Below are 13,778 nucleotides of genomic sequence, written 5' to 3' on the forward strand. Positions count from 1 at the left end.
CGTCGTCGTTTCGCCCTACGCTTGTCCAATGGCCGATTGGAAGTACCCGGTGCGCCGGGCGCGCACGAGCGACGTCCCCTTCATCCAGGAGCTGAGCGAGCCCCTGGTCAACGAGCGGATCCTCCTGGGCAAGGACCGAGTGGTGCTGTACGGCGCGGTGCAGGAGTTCCGCATCGCCGAGGACGGCGAGGGCAACGCGATCGGCTGCGGCGCGCTGCACGTGATGTGGGACGACATCGCCGAGGTGCGCACCCTCGCCGTGACGCAGGACTGGCTGGGCCGCGGAGTCGGCCACCACATCCTGGAGCGGCTCGAGAACGACGCGCGCGAACTGGGGCTCAAGCGCCTGTTCTGCCTGACCTTCGAAGTCGACTTCTTCCGGAGCCACGGCTACGCGCCGATCGGCGAGAAGGTCGTCGACCCCGAGGTGTACGCCGAGCTGCTCCGCTCTCCCGACGAGGGTGTCGCGGAGTTCCTCGACCTCGCTCGCGTGAAGCCGAACACGCTCGGCAACACCCGCATGCTGAAGACGCTCTGACGGCTGCGGCGTCGTAGCCTGTTCCGGTGACTCCGCCGCCCCGCCGCCTGCCCTCCCGGGTGTACCGCAGGCGCAGGGCCGGCGTGCTGCTGGCGCTGCTCGTGATCGTGGTCGGCGTGGCCGTGCTGCTGTCGCTCCAGCCGTGGGCGGGATCGCGGCCGGCGGCCGACGGCACGGGCCCGTCGACCAGTCCGCTGCCCACGCTCTACCCCTCGACCATGCCGTCGGCATCGGGAGCCGTGCCGGACTGCACCGCCGACATGGTCGCGGTGACGGCGGTCACGGACTCGACGAGCTACTCCTCGGATGAGAATCCGCAGCTCTCGCTCTCGCTCGCCAACATCTCGAGCTCGGACTGCGTGATCAACGCGGGGACGTCGCAGCAGGTCTTCACCATCACGAGCGGCTCGGACCCGATCTGGTCCTCGACCGACTGCCAGACCGGCGCCTCCGATCTGGACGTGCTGCTGCAGTCGGGCCGCACGGTGACCGGGAGCCCGATCACCTGGGACCGCACCCGCTCCTCGCCCGACACGTGCGACGGCGGACGCGAGGCGGTCGCCGCCGAGGGTGCCGCGTACTCGCTCTCGGTGTCGATCGCGGGCATCCCGTCCGGGTCGACGACGCAGTTCCTGCTGCGGTAACGTCTCGCCCGCTCGGCGGACGCGGCGGGCCACGTCCCGCGCCTACGCTCGGGGACATGAGGGCCACTCTCTCCGCCGTCCTGTCCGCGGTCACCGTTGGAGGGATGCTCCTCGCGGCGCTGCTCGCAGCGCCCGCCGCCTCGGCCTCCGCACTGCGAGCGGGCGTGGACGACTTCCGCTTCTCGGAGTACTCGGCCGACTTCGTGCTCGACCGCGACGCCGAGGGCCGGTCGGTCCTGACGACGGAGGAGACCTTCGTCGCCGAGTTCCCGTCGAACCAGAACCGCGGGATGCAGCGGGCGATCCCGCTCGAGTTCGAGGGGCGGCCGACCGACGTCGACCTCGTGTCGGTGACGGACGGCGACGGCGAGCCCCGACCCGTCGACACGGAGTCGGAGGACGGCTTCCTGATCGTCACCAGCGCCGCGGACGACTACGTGAGCGGCAGCCAGACCTACGTGTTCACCTACACGCAGCGGAACGTCACGCTGCCCGCCTCGGGCACGACGAGCGGCGAGGACGAGTTCTACTGGGACGCGAACGGCACCGCCTGGCGCCAGCCGTTCGACGACTACCGGATCCGCGTGGAGCTGGGTCCCGGGCTGGCCGAGGCCGCGACCGGGACCGCGTCCTGCTACCGGGGCGTCGCCGGCTCGACGGACGGCTGCGTGCTGGAGGAGGGCGACGGAGTGGTCACCGCCACCGGCAGCGACCTCGCGGCGGGGGAGAACGTGACGATCGCGCTGGGCTTCGCGCCGGGCACGTTCACGCCGCGGGACGACAGCTACTTCGCGGCCGGCTGGGCGTGGGTGCAGCTCCTCGGGCTGGCGGCGTCGCTGGCCCTGCTGGCCCTGGCCGCGAGACGGCGTGCCACGGTGCTGAAGGACGCGCCGGGCAGGCCGACGATCATCGCCGAGTACGAGCCTCCGGTGCAGGGGCTGTTCCTGTCGGCGCAGCTGCGATCGAAGACCTCGCGGGCCGCCGCGGCGGCGCTGGTCGACTCCGCGGTGCGGCGGTTCGCCCGGATCGAGGAGGTCGACGGGCCGAAGGGGAAGCCGTCGTTCCTCCTGCGGGTGCTCGATCCGGCCGAGGTGTCGCTGCGGCGCGCCGGGCGGCCGCGTCCGCTGGCGGTGGACGAGCAGCGCTTCCGGGACATCGCGTTCGGTCCGTCGCCGGCGCCCGGTACCGTCCGGGATCTGGCCGGGAAGGACAAGGAGTTCGGCAAGGCGGTCACCGGTCTGCTCGGCGCGCTCCCGAAGCGGGTCGAGGAGGAGGGGCTGCAGCGTCCGGGGACGGTGCGCGGGTCGGTCTGGCTGATCCTCGCCACCGTCGCGGCCGTGATCGTCGCGGTGGTCGGCGGTGCGGGTCTGCTCGTCGCATCGCTCGGCGGGGCGCTGCCGTTCGTGCTGGTGCTGGTGGCGATCGCGGTCGGGGCGCTGGTGTGCGTGCTGCTGGCGAAGGTGCCGGTGACGGCGGCGGGGGCGGAGCTGCGCGATCATCTGCGCGGGCTGGAGCTGTATCTGAAGCTGGCGGAGGCGGATCGGTTCGCAGTCCTGCAGTCGCCGGAGGGGGCGCAGCGCCGGACGCTCGGTCCGGTGGAGGTCGTGGAGGTGACCGAGCGGCTGCTGCCGTGGGCGGTGCTGCTGGGGCTCGAGTCGGAGTGGGCGACGGCGCTGTCGGTCGCGTACGAGCAGTCGGGCGAGGATCCGGTCTGGTACTCGGGGTCGCGCGGGTTCCAGGCAGCGGCTTTCGCGAGCAGCGTGTCGTCGTTCTCGTCGTCGGCGTCGAGCTTCGTGGGCTCGTCGACGAGCTCGTCGAGCGGCGGCGCCGGGGGTGGCGGCAGCTCGGGCGGCGGCGGCGGTGGCGGTGGAGGCGGCGGGGTCTAGTCGGCGGGGTCTAGGCGGCGTCCGCTCCGGGTGCCGGTCTAGGCGCCCTGCATGCTCGATCGGGGGCCGGAGCGACCCTCGGGGATCCGGGCGGGCACCGGCACGAGGGCGTGCGTGATGGCGCTCGAGAGCGTGAAGGCGCTGGAGTCGAGGTGCGAGGAGTGGCCGAGGCGGGTGGCCTCGTTGGCGCGCTGCTTGGCCCCGGAGGCCGGGCGGATGTCTCCGGAGAGGCTGATCTCGCCGAACGCGGCAATGCCGGGCCGCAGCGGCGTGTAGGCGTGGGCGGAGGCGATCGCGACGGCGATGGCGAGGTCGGCCGCGGGCTCCATCAGCTTCACTCCGCCGACCGTCGACACATAGACGTCGCACCGGCGCAACGGGATGCCCGCCTGCCGTTCGAGGACGGCGAGGATCATCGCGACGCGCGAGGCGTCGACGCCGTTGGTGACGCGGCGGGGGTGCTCGCCGTCGTTCGCGATGACGAGCGCCTGGATCTCGACGGGCAGGGCGCGTCGGCCCTCCATCGCCACCGTGACGCAGATGCCCGGGGTGGGGAAGCGGGTGCGCGAGAGGAACAGGCCGCTCGGGTCGGGGATCTCGGCGATGCCCTCGGCGGTCATCTCGAAGCAGCCGACCTCGTCGGTCGGGCCGAACCGGTTCTTGAGCGAGCGGACGAAGCGCAGCGCCGTCTGCCGGTCGCCCTCGAAGTGGCAGACGACGTCGACCAGGTGCTCGAGCAGTCGAGGGCCGGCGATCGAGCCGTCCTTCGTGACGTGCCCGACGAGCACGAGGGGCAGCGCGCGCTCCTTGCAGACCCGGATGAGCGTCGCCGCGACCTCGCGGACCTGGCTGGGGCCGCCGGGCAGGCCGTCGACGGTGTCGCTCGCGACGGTCTGCACGGAGTCGACGATGAGGAGGTCAGGCTGCACCTCGTCGATCTGACCGAGGACCGTCGCCAGGTCGGTCTCGGCCGCGAGGTAGAGGCTGTCGTGCATCGCGCCGGTGCGCTCGGCGCGCATGCGGACCTGGGCGGCCGACTCCTCGGCGCTGACGTAGAGGACGCGCTGGCCCTCGGCGGCGGCGCGGGACGCGACCTCGAGCAGCAGCGTGGACTTGCCGACGCCGGGCTCGCCCGAGAGCAGGACCACGGCACCCGAGACGATGCCGCCGCCGAGCACGCGATCGAGCTCGCCGACTCCCGTGGGCCGATGGTGGGCACCCGAAGTCGTCGGGATCTCGGTGATGGGGCGGGCGACGCGGTTCGCCGAGGGGGCGACGGCCGCGACCGCGCGTACGAGCCCGGTGCGCTCGGTGCTCTCGACGACCGTGCCCCACTGCTGGCACTCGCCGCAGCGGCCGACCCACTTCGCGGTCGTCCAGCCGCACTCCGAGCAGCGGTAGGCGGCGGTGCGCGTCTTCGAGGCGGCCATGAGGTCCTTCCGGAGCGGGGCTGAGTGGGGTGGATCGGCGTCAGCGAGGCTACGAGCGGCCTCCGACATCGGAGCGTTCCTTCGAACGTGTCTTCGACGATAGCCGCCACTGCCGACACTCGTCCGCAGCGCGCCCGGTCGGGGGAGAAGTGCGCGGGCTCGATGCCTGGGGAGAAGCGCCGCTGCAGGGAGCGGCGAGCCCGCGCTGTCGGAGGTCTGCGCGAGACTGACCCCATGTCGTCGACAGTGCACCACCTCAAGTCCGGCCGCGCGCTCGGCGTCACCTGGACGGGGCCGGAGCACGCCGAGCACGTCGTCGTGCTCGCGCATCCCGCTCCCGGATCGGCCGACTTCGACCCCGACCCCGAGGCGACCGCGCGCCACGGCGTGCGCCTGCTCTCGGTCGACCGTCCCGGGTACGGCGCGTCCGAGCTGCTCACCGACCTCGACCAGGCGGGTGCCGGCGCTCCCGCCGCTCCCGAGCAGGCCGCCGCCGACATCGCCGAGTACCTCGCCACGATCGGCATCGCCTCCGTCACCGCCGCGGGATGGTCGGCCGGCGGCCGCGTCGCGCTCGCCCTCTCGGCCAACTACCCCGGCCTCGTCGAGCGCGTGGCCGTCCTCGCGACTCCGGCGCCCGACGACGCCGTGCCGTGGGTCGGCGACGCCAACCGGGCGATGCTCGAGTCGCTCCGGGCCCTGCCGTCCGCCGACGCCGTCCGCGCCCTCGACACGATGCTCGGGGAGGCGTTCGGCCCGGGTCCCGACCCGGCCGCCCTCCTCGGGATGCTCGGCGCGGCCGGCGCCGACGCCCCGCTCCTCGAGGCCCCCGGCGTCCGCGACCGCCTCCTCCGCATGCTCGAGCGCGCCGCCGCGCAGGGCACCACCGGCATGGCCGCCGACATCGTCGGCTACACCCTGCTCGACTGGGGCTTCGCGGTCGACCAGGTCGCATCGCCCGCGCTCCTCCTCTACGGCGCCGAGGATCCCGAGGTCGGCCGCGTGCACGGCGAGTGGTACGCCGCTCGCCTCGCCGACTCCCGCCTCGAGGTCGTCCCGGGCCGCGGCCACCTGCTGGCCGTCTCGGAGTGGGACCGCGTGCTGTCGTTCCTCCTGCCCGCGGCGGTCTGAGCCGGCTCTGCTCGCGGTCGCCGGCCGTCCGGCGCCCCGCCTCCGCGCCGATTGGCGCGACTTGAGAGCGTCGCGTACACTCGACCCCGGTACCGTGTCCGAGCGGCCGAAGGAGCATGTCTCGAAAACATGTGTGGGCTTGCGTCCACCGTGGGTTCAAATCCCACCGGTACCGCCACGAGAAGGCCCCCCGCTTCCACGGAAGCAGGGGGCCTTTCGTCTTGCCTGGAACCGCTGATCCTGATGGGCTCGGACGCCTTGTACCTGGGGTGGGGACAAGCCGCTCGTGTGGCGATTTTTGTCCCCCTTGAACGGGGTCTGGGGCGGAATGCGGCGGGGTGGGACCATCCGGTAGGACTCGGCGATCGTCGACCCGTTCACTCGACGAACCCGGAAGATCCCGACTTTCATGCGCAAAGCCGCACTCAGCTTCTCTCTCTTGCTCGCCCTCTTGATGTCCTTGCTCGTGGCCGCTCCAGCGCAGGCCGCAGGATCGCCCGCTCCGCCCACGAATGTCGTCGCATCGAATGATGGTTGCACGGAGGCCGTGACGATCTCTTGGACTCCTCCGGCCCAGGCGGTCGCCGGGTATCGCGTTCACGTCTATGGAATCAGCTACAGTTCGAGTTCGTTTGACCCGGATGAAACCTATACGGTTGCTTTCGCAAGCGTCGCCGGAAAGAGTTCGACCGTACTGTACCTGCCTCGAATCGACCGGCAACTTCTCGTAGAAGTGTCAAGTGTGACGGATATGGTTGCTCCTTTCGTAGGAGGGGCTAACGGCCAGCTTCTTGAGAGCTCAGCCACACAGAGTGTGACCGAAACATCGTATTTCAGGAATTTCGGGAGTCCACCTGCGCCGACAAACGTCACCGCGGCCGCTGACGCGAGTACGGGCCTCGCTAGCTTCCGGTGGGAGCGGCCGAGCCTCAACGGCCAGTCGTGTGACTTCGACTCTTACCGCTGGTACGTCTTCGATACTTATCGGGGCACGGACAGGGACATGTGGGAAGACGGTGCGGAGTCGTTCCCCGTAACCACTCAATCCCACACGGTTCAGCTCGACCGAAATTCTCGATATGACTTCTGTATCTGGGCAGTCTCACCCTATGAGAGGTCGCGTGAGTCGGACTACACCGAATACGCGAAGTCGCCGCAGGTCTGCGTCCCGTTCAATACCGGTGCATCGAAGCCGTCCGAGCCGGAATACGTATCGACCAGTTCCTCCGGAACGTCGGTAACAGTTTCGTGGTGGCCGCCGAACTCTGATGGTGGCAGCGACATCACCGGATACCGCGTCGCTCGCTCTGGAACGGATGCGTCGGGAAGTGGACCGTGGTCGACGGTCGTCGCAGCGGACAAGCTGTCGCAGACGTTCACGAACCTCCGTGCGAACACCACATACACATTCACAGTGCAGACGATCAATGCCATCGGCGTCAGTTCCCTCGCGAGTGTCGACGGTGTCTCCAACCCCTACTTGCCGCCCTCCTCGCCGACGTCGGTAGGTGGAACCATCAACAACACGGCTCGTACGGCGACCATCGGGTGGATGCCGCCGACGGACCCCGGGAACCCGGCGATCACCGGCTACCGCGTCTCGCGCAACGGAGTCGACAACGCGGGCTCCGGTCCGTGGTCGACCGTGGTCGCCGCGAGTGCTCGGTCGTACACGTTCACCAACCTCGCAGCGGGGGGCACTTACACGCTCAGCGTCACGGCGATCAACGCCGGCGGAGAGAGCTCGCCGACGTCGACGGTCGTGGCGCTCAGCGGGTCAGCGCTCACCGCTCCCACTCCGGCCATCAGCGGGACCGCGACCGTCGGGTCGACCCTGACGGCGAACGCCGGGACGTGGGGGCCTGCTCCGGTGGTGCTCGCGTACCAGTGGCGCGCGAACGGCACGGCCATCAGCGGCGCGACCGCGGGCACCTACCGGCTCGCGTCGACGGACGCGGGGAAGACGATCACCGTCGCGGTGACCGGCTCCAAGAGCGGGTACGTGTCGACGACGCGGGTCTCGACCGCGACCGCGGCGGTCTCGGGAGGCGCGCTGACGGCGGCGACTCCGACGGTCACCGGCACGGCGAAGGTGGGCTCCACCCTCACCGCGAACCCGGGGACGTGGGGTCCTGCGCCCGTGACCTTCTCCTACCAGTGGAAGGCCGACGGCGTCGCACTCTCGGGAGCGACGGCCAGCACCTACACGCCCTCCAGCGCGACTCTCGGCAAGAGGATCAGCGTGACGGTCGCGGGCAGCAAGACCGGATACACGGGAGCGAGCCGCACCTCGATCGCCACCCCGGCGGTCGTGGCCGGCACGTTCGCCGCCGTGACGCCGACGATCACCGGCACCGCGAAGGTCGGCTCCACTCTGACCGCGGTACCGGGCGCCTGGGGTCCGGCGCCGGTCGCCTTCACCTACCAGTGGAAGGCGAACGGAACGGCGCTCTCCGGCGCGACGGGCAGCACCTACCAGCCGTCGGCGGCCACCCTGGGCAAGACGATCACGGTCACGGTGTCCGGAACGAAGGCGGGGTACACCTCGGCGACCCGGACCTCCTCGGCCACCGCGGCCGTCGCCTCCGGCACCCTGACCGCGGTGACCCCGAGGATCACCGGCACGGCGAAGGTCGGCTCGACCCTCACCGCGACCGCAGGAACGTGGGGCCCCGCACCGGTGGCGCTGACGTACCAGTGGAAGGCGAACGGAACGGCGATCACCGGCGCGACCGCGACCACCTACAAACCCACCAGCGCGACCGTGGGGAAGACGATCACGGTCACCGTCACGGGCAAGAAGACCGCGTACACGACGGCGACGCGCACCTCCGCGGCGACGGCGGCAGTGGTGAGGTAACCGCGGAGAGGACCGGTTCGACGGTCGGACGAAGGCCCCTGCTCCCGGTGAGCGGGGGCCTTCGCCGTGTGCGGCTCGCCGAGCTCCTCGGCGGAGGCGGCGAAAGCGTGGAACCGTCCGTTCGGCTCGCGACCGACGTCCTGCGCTCGTCGTCCGTCGACGGAGGCTCGCTGCGACACTCGGCGGATGCGACCGGTGACGTACGGAGCGACCGCGGGGCTGCTCGCGCTTGCAGGGACGGTCCTTCTCGGAGGTCTGCATTCCGCCCTGCACGGTGGTGACCTGATCACAGGAGTGATCGGCGGCGTGATCGGCCTCGTCTGGGGAGCGGCGCTGTCGCTCCCGCTCGGGGTGCTCTGGATGCTCGTCCTCGTCGGCACGCTCCGACTGATCGGGCGCCGACGCTGGTGGGCGGGGGCGTCGGCCGGCCTGCTGGCGGGAGCGGCGGTGGCTGCCGTGCTGCTCGTCGTCCTCGAGTGTTCCCTGACCTCGAGCGAGGGAGGGGTCGCGCAGCAGCGGGCGCTCATGGCGGAGGAGCGCTGGGCTCTGCTGCCGTCCGTCCTCGGGAGTGCGGTGGCGGGGGCTGTTCCGCTCGTGCATCTCGCGAGAGGGTCCGGTCGCCGTCTCCGCGGCCCGACGCGCAGAACCTCAGCCGGGAGTGGTGCTCAGCCACGATCGTGGCTGACGGGTGGTCCTGGGTGACGTTCCGGCGCGGGGCGGCGTCAGCGGCGGCGGGAGGACGCCGCGTGAGCGAGGAGGGTGGCGACGACGCCGACGGCGACGCCGATGGCGGTCTCGAGGGCGCGGTCGCGGAGGAGGACGAGCTCGTCGGTGCGGTGGGCCAGCTCGACCATCAGGATCGCGAGCGGGGTGACGAAGGCGAGGGTCACGCCGTAGTTGCGGCCGACGAAGAGCTCGGCGAGGACCTGGAGGAGGACGACGACGGCGATCGTGGCCAGCGGCGACAGGGGGAGGGCGAGCAGGGCGGCGGCGATCGCGACGCCGACGACGGTGCCGAGCATCCGGTGGCCGGCGCGGACCAGGCGGGCGGCGGTGTCGGCGCCCGAGACGGCGGCGACGGCGGCGACCATCGCCCAGTAGGGGTGGCCGAGGCCGGTGGCGGTGGGGATCGCTCCGGAGACCAGGACGACGGCGCCGAAGCGGAGCATCGCGGCGCGGGTCGAGGGGCGGGCAGCGGCCGCCCGGAACGAGGTGCGCCACGGGGTGGGCGGCAGACGACGGGCCCGGGGCGAGGCCACTCCGGCCACTCCGACGAGGAGCGCGAAGGCGGCGGACGCGGCCGAGAGGAGGAACGCCTCCGGGATGCGGGCGGGATCGGTGGGGACGGAGGCGCACGCCGTGACGGCGAAGACGGGGAAGAGCGGGCCGGGCGGGTGCCAGTGCAGGGCGTCGCTCAGGTACGCGGCGGCGACGGCGACGGCGACCACCACGGGGATGATCAGCCACTCGCGGGCGGGTGACAGAGCGACCGCGGTGCCGACGGTGACCACGGTGACGAGGTAGGCGGCGGCCGAGAGCTGCATCCGCAGGCGCGGGCGGTGGGTGTGCTGGCGGCCGTAGAGGGCGGTGAAGGCGCCGAAGGTCGCGTAAAGCGCGAGGTCGGTGCGTCCGAAGGCCCAGAGCACGAGCAGGGGGACCGCCATCGAGACGCCGGCGCGGATCGCGACGCGGTGGGCGCCGGCGTGCGGGCCGAGGGTGACGAGCTCCTTCGGGTGGGGGAGCGGTGGCAGCAGGGTGGTGGGCATGGCGTCCTCGGGTCGGCGGGCGGATCCGAGCGGCACCGGCCGGAAGTGGTTCACGGGTGAACCGGATATACTTTACTCGTGAATCACTTCGGGAGTCCAGCGCGCGATGCGGTCGATGAGATCCGCGAGGGCTGGGCGGTGCTGCGGCCCGAGCTCGACACCGAGGCGGTCGACGTGATCGGCCGGCTGATCCGCGCCTCCGCACTCGTCGTGCGGGCGACGGAGGAGCGGCTCGCCGCCCACGGGCTCACCCGCGGCGAGTTCGACGTGCTGACGACGCTGCGGCGGGCGGGGGAGCCGCGGTCGCCGAGCGCGCTGCGGACCATCGGGCTCGCCTCCGCTCCCGCGATCACGAAGCGGCTGCACGCGCTCGAGAAGCGCGGGCTCGTCGTGCGCTCGGCGAACCCGGCCGACGGGCGGGGGGCGCTGATCGCGCTGACCGAGGGCGGCGTCGAGCTGATCGACCGGGCGTTCCCCGAGGTGCTCGCGGTCGAGCGCGAGCTGCTGGCGGGGGTGTCGTCAGCGCAGCGGGCCGAGGCGGCGCGCGCGCTCCGCGCGGTGCTCGCGAGCGTGGAGTCGGCGCACGAGCGCTGAACGGGCACGGCGTCCGCTCCGGCGCGCTCGCTACCGTGGGGGCATGCGCCTGACCTCCAGCTTCACCGTGGCCACCCGGCCGCCGCTGCTGCAGCTGGTCAAGACGGCCGTCGCGACCGTCGTCACCTGGGGCATCGCGGCCGCGGTCTTCCCCGGCACGCTGCCCGTGTTCGGCGCGATCGCGGCGCTGCTCGTCGTCGCGCCCAGCGTGAACCAGTCGTTCGCGAAGGCGCTCGAGCGCAGCGTCGGCGTGATCCTGGGCGTCGTCCTGGGCTCGGTGATCGGGACGCTGTTCGGCGGCGAGAGCGTGATCGTGCTGATCGCGATCGTGGCCGCCATCGCGGTGGGCTGGGCGGTGCGGCTGACGCCGGCCTCGGCGGTGCAGATCCCGATCAGCGCGATGCTCGTGCTCTCGGTCGGCGCGGTCACTCCGAACTACGCGTTCGACCGCATCGTCGAGACCCTCATCGGCGCGGCGGTCGGAGTCGTCGTCAACGGGCTCCTCGTGCCGCCGGTCGCGCTCGGGCCCGCCGAGAGGGCGGTCGGCGACCTCACCGCGCAGCTCGCCGCGGCGCTCGACGACCTCGGCGACGCCCTCCAGACGCCGGTGGAGCGGCGACGCCTCGACGAGCTGCTGATCAACGCGCGGCTGCTGCAGACCATGCAGGTGAAGGCCGAGGCGGCGATCGTCACGGGCGAGGAGTCGCTCCGCCTGAATCCGCGCCGCTCCGCCCACCGCGACCGGCTCGAGGCGCTCGACTCCGTCACTCCGCGGCTCGGCCGGATCGTCACGCGCGTGCGCGGGATGACCCGCACGGTGCACGACCTGTACGACGTGGAGCTGGTGCGCGAGCCCACCATCGCCGACATCGCGGTGCAGCTGCACCGCGCGGCGCACGATCTGCGGCTGCTCGTGCAGTCGGCGGTCGACGTACCGGAGCCGGAGATCATCACCGACGAGCTGCCCGCGCTGACGGCGCCGCTGGTCATCGCGACGCCGCATCCCGAGCACTGGATCCTCGTGGGGGCGCTCGCCGAGGACCTGCGCCGGATCCGCGAGGAGATCGTGGGCGAGGATTCCTGAGCGTCGTACTTAGGCGTCGTCGCGCAGCGCGGCCGGATCGGTCGCCTCGGCGTGCTGCGTCTTGCCCTCGGCGATGAGCGAGTCGTCGTCGGTGAGGATGCCGACCAGCTCGGTCACCCGGCCGCGGGCGGCGCCGAGCGGATCGGCGATCGGGGCGTCCTCCTCGGAGCGGTCGATCTCGGCGTCGGGGTAGCGCTTCAGCCCGGCCTCGTCGCGATCGGGCTGCGGGGCCCGGGCGTGCTCGACGCACAGTCGCGCGACCTCCTCGGCGTGCGCGTGCATGACGGAGTGGGCGGCGCCGGGGATCTCCCACGCGCGGGAGTGCGGCATCGACTCCGCCAGCTCCTCGATCCACTCCTGCGGCACGAGGCGGTCGTGCTCGCCGCGGATGAGGAGGGCCGATGCGCGGATCCGCGGCACGGTGTCCTCGATCGGGTAGTGCATCATCTCGGGCAGCACACGCGAGAACCAGCGCGGGCCGCAGAGCAGATAGGCGCCGACGGCGAGCAGGGCCACCCGGCGAGGCTCGCGGAGGCTCGACTGCGCGAAGCGGAGGCCCGCGATCGGCACGCGGCGCTCGTGCCGGTTCATCACAGGGCCCAGCAGCACGATCGTGGTGAGCTCGGGGCGCTGAGCGGCCAGCTCGGCGACGACCTGCGTGCCCATGGAGTGGCCGAGGACGACCGGATCTTTCAGGCCCAGCTCGTCGATCACCCGCCCGACGAGCGCGGCGTAGTCGGGGATGCTCATGTGCCGGGCGTGCGGCGGGTGCGGGACGCCGCCGAAGCCCGGCAGATCGAGGGCGTGCACGGGGCCGAACTCGTTGAGCGCGGGCGCGAGGCGCTCGAAGTACGTGGCCGCGACTCCGATGCCCGGGACCAGGACGAAGGTGCGCTCGCCGGTGCGGCCGACCGTGCTGACCCGGGCCCAGACGTCCTCGTGGCGGACGCGCTGCACCGAGACGTCGGTGCGCCTGTAGCGACGGCGCGGATCGCGGCGACGGGAGCGGGCGGTGGCGACAGCGTCGCGGAGGCGGGCGCGGACGCCGAGGGCGAGCGAGGGGAGGCCTCGGGGCACGGAGCGCCTCCTTCGATCAGGGGTGAGTGGTCGGAGCGAGCCTAGATGCTCGCCCGAGCGCTCAGATCAGCATGTCCTCCGAACGGTGGAGGATCAGCCGTGCCGGGCCGAGGCGGAGGACGCCGTTGCCCAGCGGTGCGGTCCGCACGCCGCCTCGCCGTCGCAGCGCCTTATGGGCGCCGGGGGCGAGCGCGACATCCAGCCACGCGCACGGGTTGGCGGGACGGCCGCCCTGGAACTCGATCCGCTGGTCGTCCTGCTCGAGGGCGAACGTGCGGCCGGCGAGGGCGTCGACGTCGGCACCGCGCAGGGTGATGTTCCGGCGCGCGTCGGCGGGGTCGAACGGCCCCGCACCGAGCTCGGCGGCCGCGTGCTCGAGCGATTCGATCGCGAACAGGGTGATCGCGGCCGTCCGGTGCGCCCGCTGCGCGAAGAAGCGGTCGCCGACGATGCCGAGCCCGGCGCGGATCTCGATGCGGTCGGGCTGCTCGTTGCCCTCGAACGGGATCGCCCCGTCGGCGGGCCGGCCCTCGTAGCGGTGGAGCGGCGACACGACGAACCGCACGATCTCGATCGAGGCGGCTTCCATGCGCTCCACGCTACGCGGGCTCAGCCCGGGGTGGGTGAGGGAACCCGGATGGTCGAGACAGCCAGGTGCAGCGGGACGCCTCGACCGTCCGGGGTTCCCTCGAGCACCGGGTGCGGCGCGCCGGGTGCGGCGCGCCGGGTGCGGCGCGCCGGGTCGGCCACCGCTCCGGAGCCCGCCGG

Annotated in this window: 12 protein-coding genes and 1 tRNA gene; 9 read left to right on the forward strand and 4 right to left on the reverse strand. The window is 72.3% G+C overall.

Translation table 11 applies throughout. From position 1 onward, the window contains the following. Window positions 1-28: 28 nt before the first annotated feature. The 3 genes from B0T42_RS04820 to B0T42_RS04830 are packed head-to-tail and all read left to right on the forward strand — an operon-like array spanning window position 29 to window position 3,068. Window positions 29-538, forward strand: coding sequence for an amino-acid N-acetyltransferase (locus B0T42_RS04820; protein ID WP_077222158.1), 510 nt, complete (start codon window positions 29-31; stop codon window positions 536-538). A 26-nt stretch (window positions 539-564) separates the two neighbouring features. Continuing rightward, window positions 565-1,182: a hypothetical protein gene (locus tag B0T42_RS04825; protein WP_236720119.1), complete on the forward strand. Its 618-nt coding sequence runs from the start codon at window positions 565-567 to the stop codon at window positions 1,180-1,182. A gap of 56 nt (window positions 1,183-1,238) precedes the next feature. Continuing rightward, entirely contained in the window at window positions 1,239-3,068 is a 1,830-nt protein-coding gene (locus tag B0T42_RS04830) for a DUF2207 family protein (RefSeq protein ID WP_077222160.1), read from the forward strand. Between the two features lie 38 nt (window positions 3,069-3,106). Here B0T42_RS04830 and radA read toward each other — a convergent pair whose 3' ends face one another. Further along, a complete protein-coding gene (gene radA, locus B0T42_RS04835; protein ID WP_077222161.1) occupies window positions 3,107-4,498 on the reverse strand; it encodes a DNA repair protein RadA in 1,392 nt (463 codons plus the stop codon). A gap of 234 nt (window positions 4,499-4,732) precedes the next feature. Between radA and B0T42_RS04840 the strand changes: the two genes are divergently transcribed. From B0T42_RS04840 to B0T42_RS04855, 4 genes are all read left to right on the forward strand, one after another. Continuing rightward, the gene (locus B0T42_RS04840; protein WP_158078039.1) at window positions 4,733-5,629 is read left to right on the forward strand and encodes an alpha/beta fold hydrolase; all 897 of its coding nucleotides are present in this window, start codon (window positions 4,733-4,735) and stop codon (window positions 5,627-5,629) included. Between the two features lie 88 nt (window positions 5,630-5,717). After that, window positions 5,718-5,807 (forward strand) — tRNA-Ser (locus B0T42_RS04845). A gap of 825 nt (window positions 5,808-6,632) precedes the next feature. Continuing rightward, window positions 6,633-8,489, forward strand: a complete 1,857-nt coding sequence (locus B0T42_RS21030; protein WP_446737355.1) for a fibronectin type III domain-containing protein — start codon at window positions 6,633-6,635, stop codon at window positions 8,487-8,489. 186 nt (window positions 8,490-8,675) lie between these two features. Beyond that, window positions 8,676-9,191, forward strand: coding sequence for a hypothetical protein (locus B0T42_RS04855; RefSeq protein ID WP_139344418.1), 516 nt, complete (start codon window positions 8,676-8,678; stop codon window positions 9,189-9,191). A 20-nt stretch (window positions 9,192-9,211) separates the two neighbouring features. Here the strand turns inward: B0T42_RS04855 and B0T42_RS04860 are convergent, their stop codons facing one another. Further along, window positions 9,212-10,255 carry an FUSC family protein gene (locus B0T42_RS04860; protein ID WP_139344419.1) on the reverse strand — a complete coding sequence of 348 codons (1,044 nt, stop codon included), beginning with the start codon at window positions 10,253-10,255 and terminating at the stop codon, window positions 9,212-9,214. 78 nt (window positions 10,256-10,333) lie between these two features. On the opposite strand from B0T42_RS04860, the gene B0T42_RS04865 reads away from it, so the two are divergent. Both B0T42_RS04865 and B0T42_RS04870 read left to right on the forward strand, forming a co-directional pair. Further along, entirely contained in the window at window positions 10,334-10,849 is a 516-nt protein-coding gene (locus tag B0T42_RS04865; protein WP_077222166.1) for a MarR family winged helix-turn-helix transcriptional regulator, read from the forward strand. A gap of 43 nt (window positions 10,850-10,892) precedes the next feature. Then, on the forward strand, window positions 10,893-11,933 hold the full coding sequence (locus B0T42_RS04870; protein ID WP_077222167.1) for an FUSC family protein: 1,041 nt from the start codon (window positions 10,893-10,895) through the stop codon (window positions 11,931-11,933). Between the two features lie 9 nt (window positions 11,934-11,942). Here B0T42_RS04870 and B0T42_RS04875 read toward each other — a convergent pair whose 3' ends face one another. Together B0T42_RS04875 and B0T42_RS04880 are read right to left on the reverse strand one after the other, a co-directional pair. Continuing rightward, window positions 11,943-13,010, reverse strand: a complete 1,068-nt coding sequence (locus tag B0T42_RS04875) for an alpha/beta fold hydrolase (protein WP_077222168.1) — start codon at window positions 13,008-13,010, stop codon at window positions 11,943-11,945. 61 nt (window positions 13,011-13,071) lie between these two features. Continuing rightward, window positions 13,072-13,599, reverse strand: coding sequence for an MOSC domain-containing protein (locus tag B0T42_RS04880; RefSeq protein WP_077222169.1), 528 nt, complete (start codon window positions 13,597-13,599; stop codon window positions 13,072-13,074). Window positions 13,600-13,778 lie beyond the last annotated feature (179 nt).

Source organism: Rathayibacter rhapontici, from assembly GCF_001995175.1.
Lineage (GTDB): Bacteria > Actinomycetota > Actinomycetes > Actinomycetales > Microbacteriaceae > Rathayibacter.

Excerpts from the sequence above, each read along its gene's own strand:
- B0T42_RS04820 (WP_077222158.1), top strand. The coding sequence starts at position 29 with ATGGCCGATTGGAAGTACCCGGTGCGCCGGGCGCGCACGAGCGACGTC.
- B0T42_RS04830 (WP_077222160.1), top strand. The coding sequence starts at position 1,239 with ATGAGGGCCACTCTCTCCGCCGTCCTGTCCGCGGTCACCGTTGGAGGG.
- radA (WP_077222161.1), bottom strand. The coding sequence starts at position 4,498 with ATGGCCGCCTCGAAGACGCGCACCGCCGCCTACCGCTGCTCGGAGTGC.
- B0T42_RS04840 (WP_158078039.1), top strand. The coding sequence starts at position 4,733 with ATGTCGTCGACAGTGCACCACCTCAAGTCCGGCCGCGCGCTCGGCGTC.
- B0T42_RS21030 (WP_446737355.1), top strand. The coding sequence starts at position 6,633 with ATGTGGGAAGACGGTGCGGAGTCGTTCCCCGTAACCACTCAATCCCAC.
- B0T42_RS04855 (WP_139344418.1), top strand. The coding sequence starts at position 8,676 with ATGCGACCGGTGACGTACGGAGCGACCGCGGGGCTGCTCGCGCTTGCA.
- B0T42_RS04860 (WP_139344419.1), bottom strand. The coding sequence starts at position 10,255 with ATGCCCACCACCCTGCTGCCACCGCTCCCCCACCCGAAGGAGCTCGTC.
- B0T42_RS04870 (WP_077222167.1), top strand. The coding sequence starts at position 10,893 with ATGCGCCTGACCTCCAGCTTCACCGTGGCCACCCGGCCGCCGCTGCTG.
- B0T42_RS04880 (WP_077222169.1), bottom strand. The coding sequence starts at position 13,599 with ATGGAAGCCGCCTCGATCGAGATCGTGCGGTTCGTCGTGTCGCCGCTC.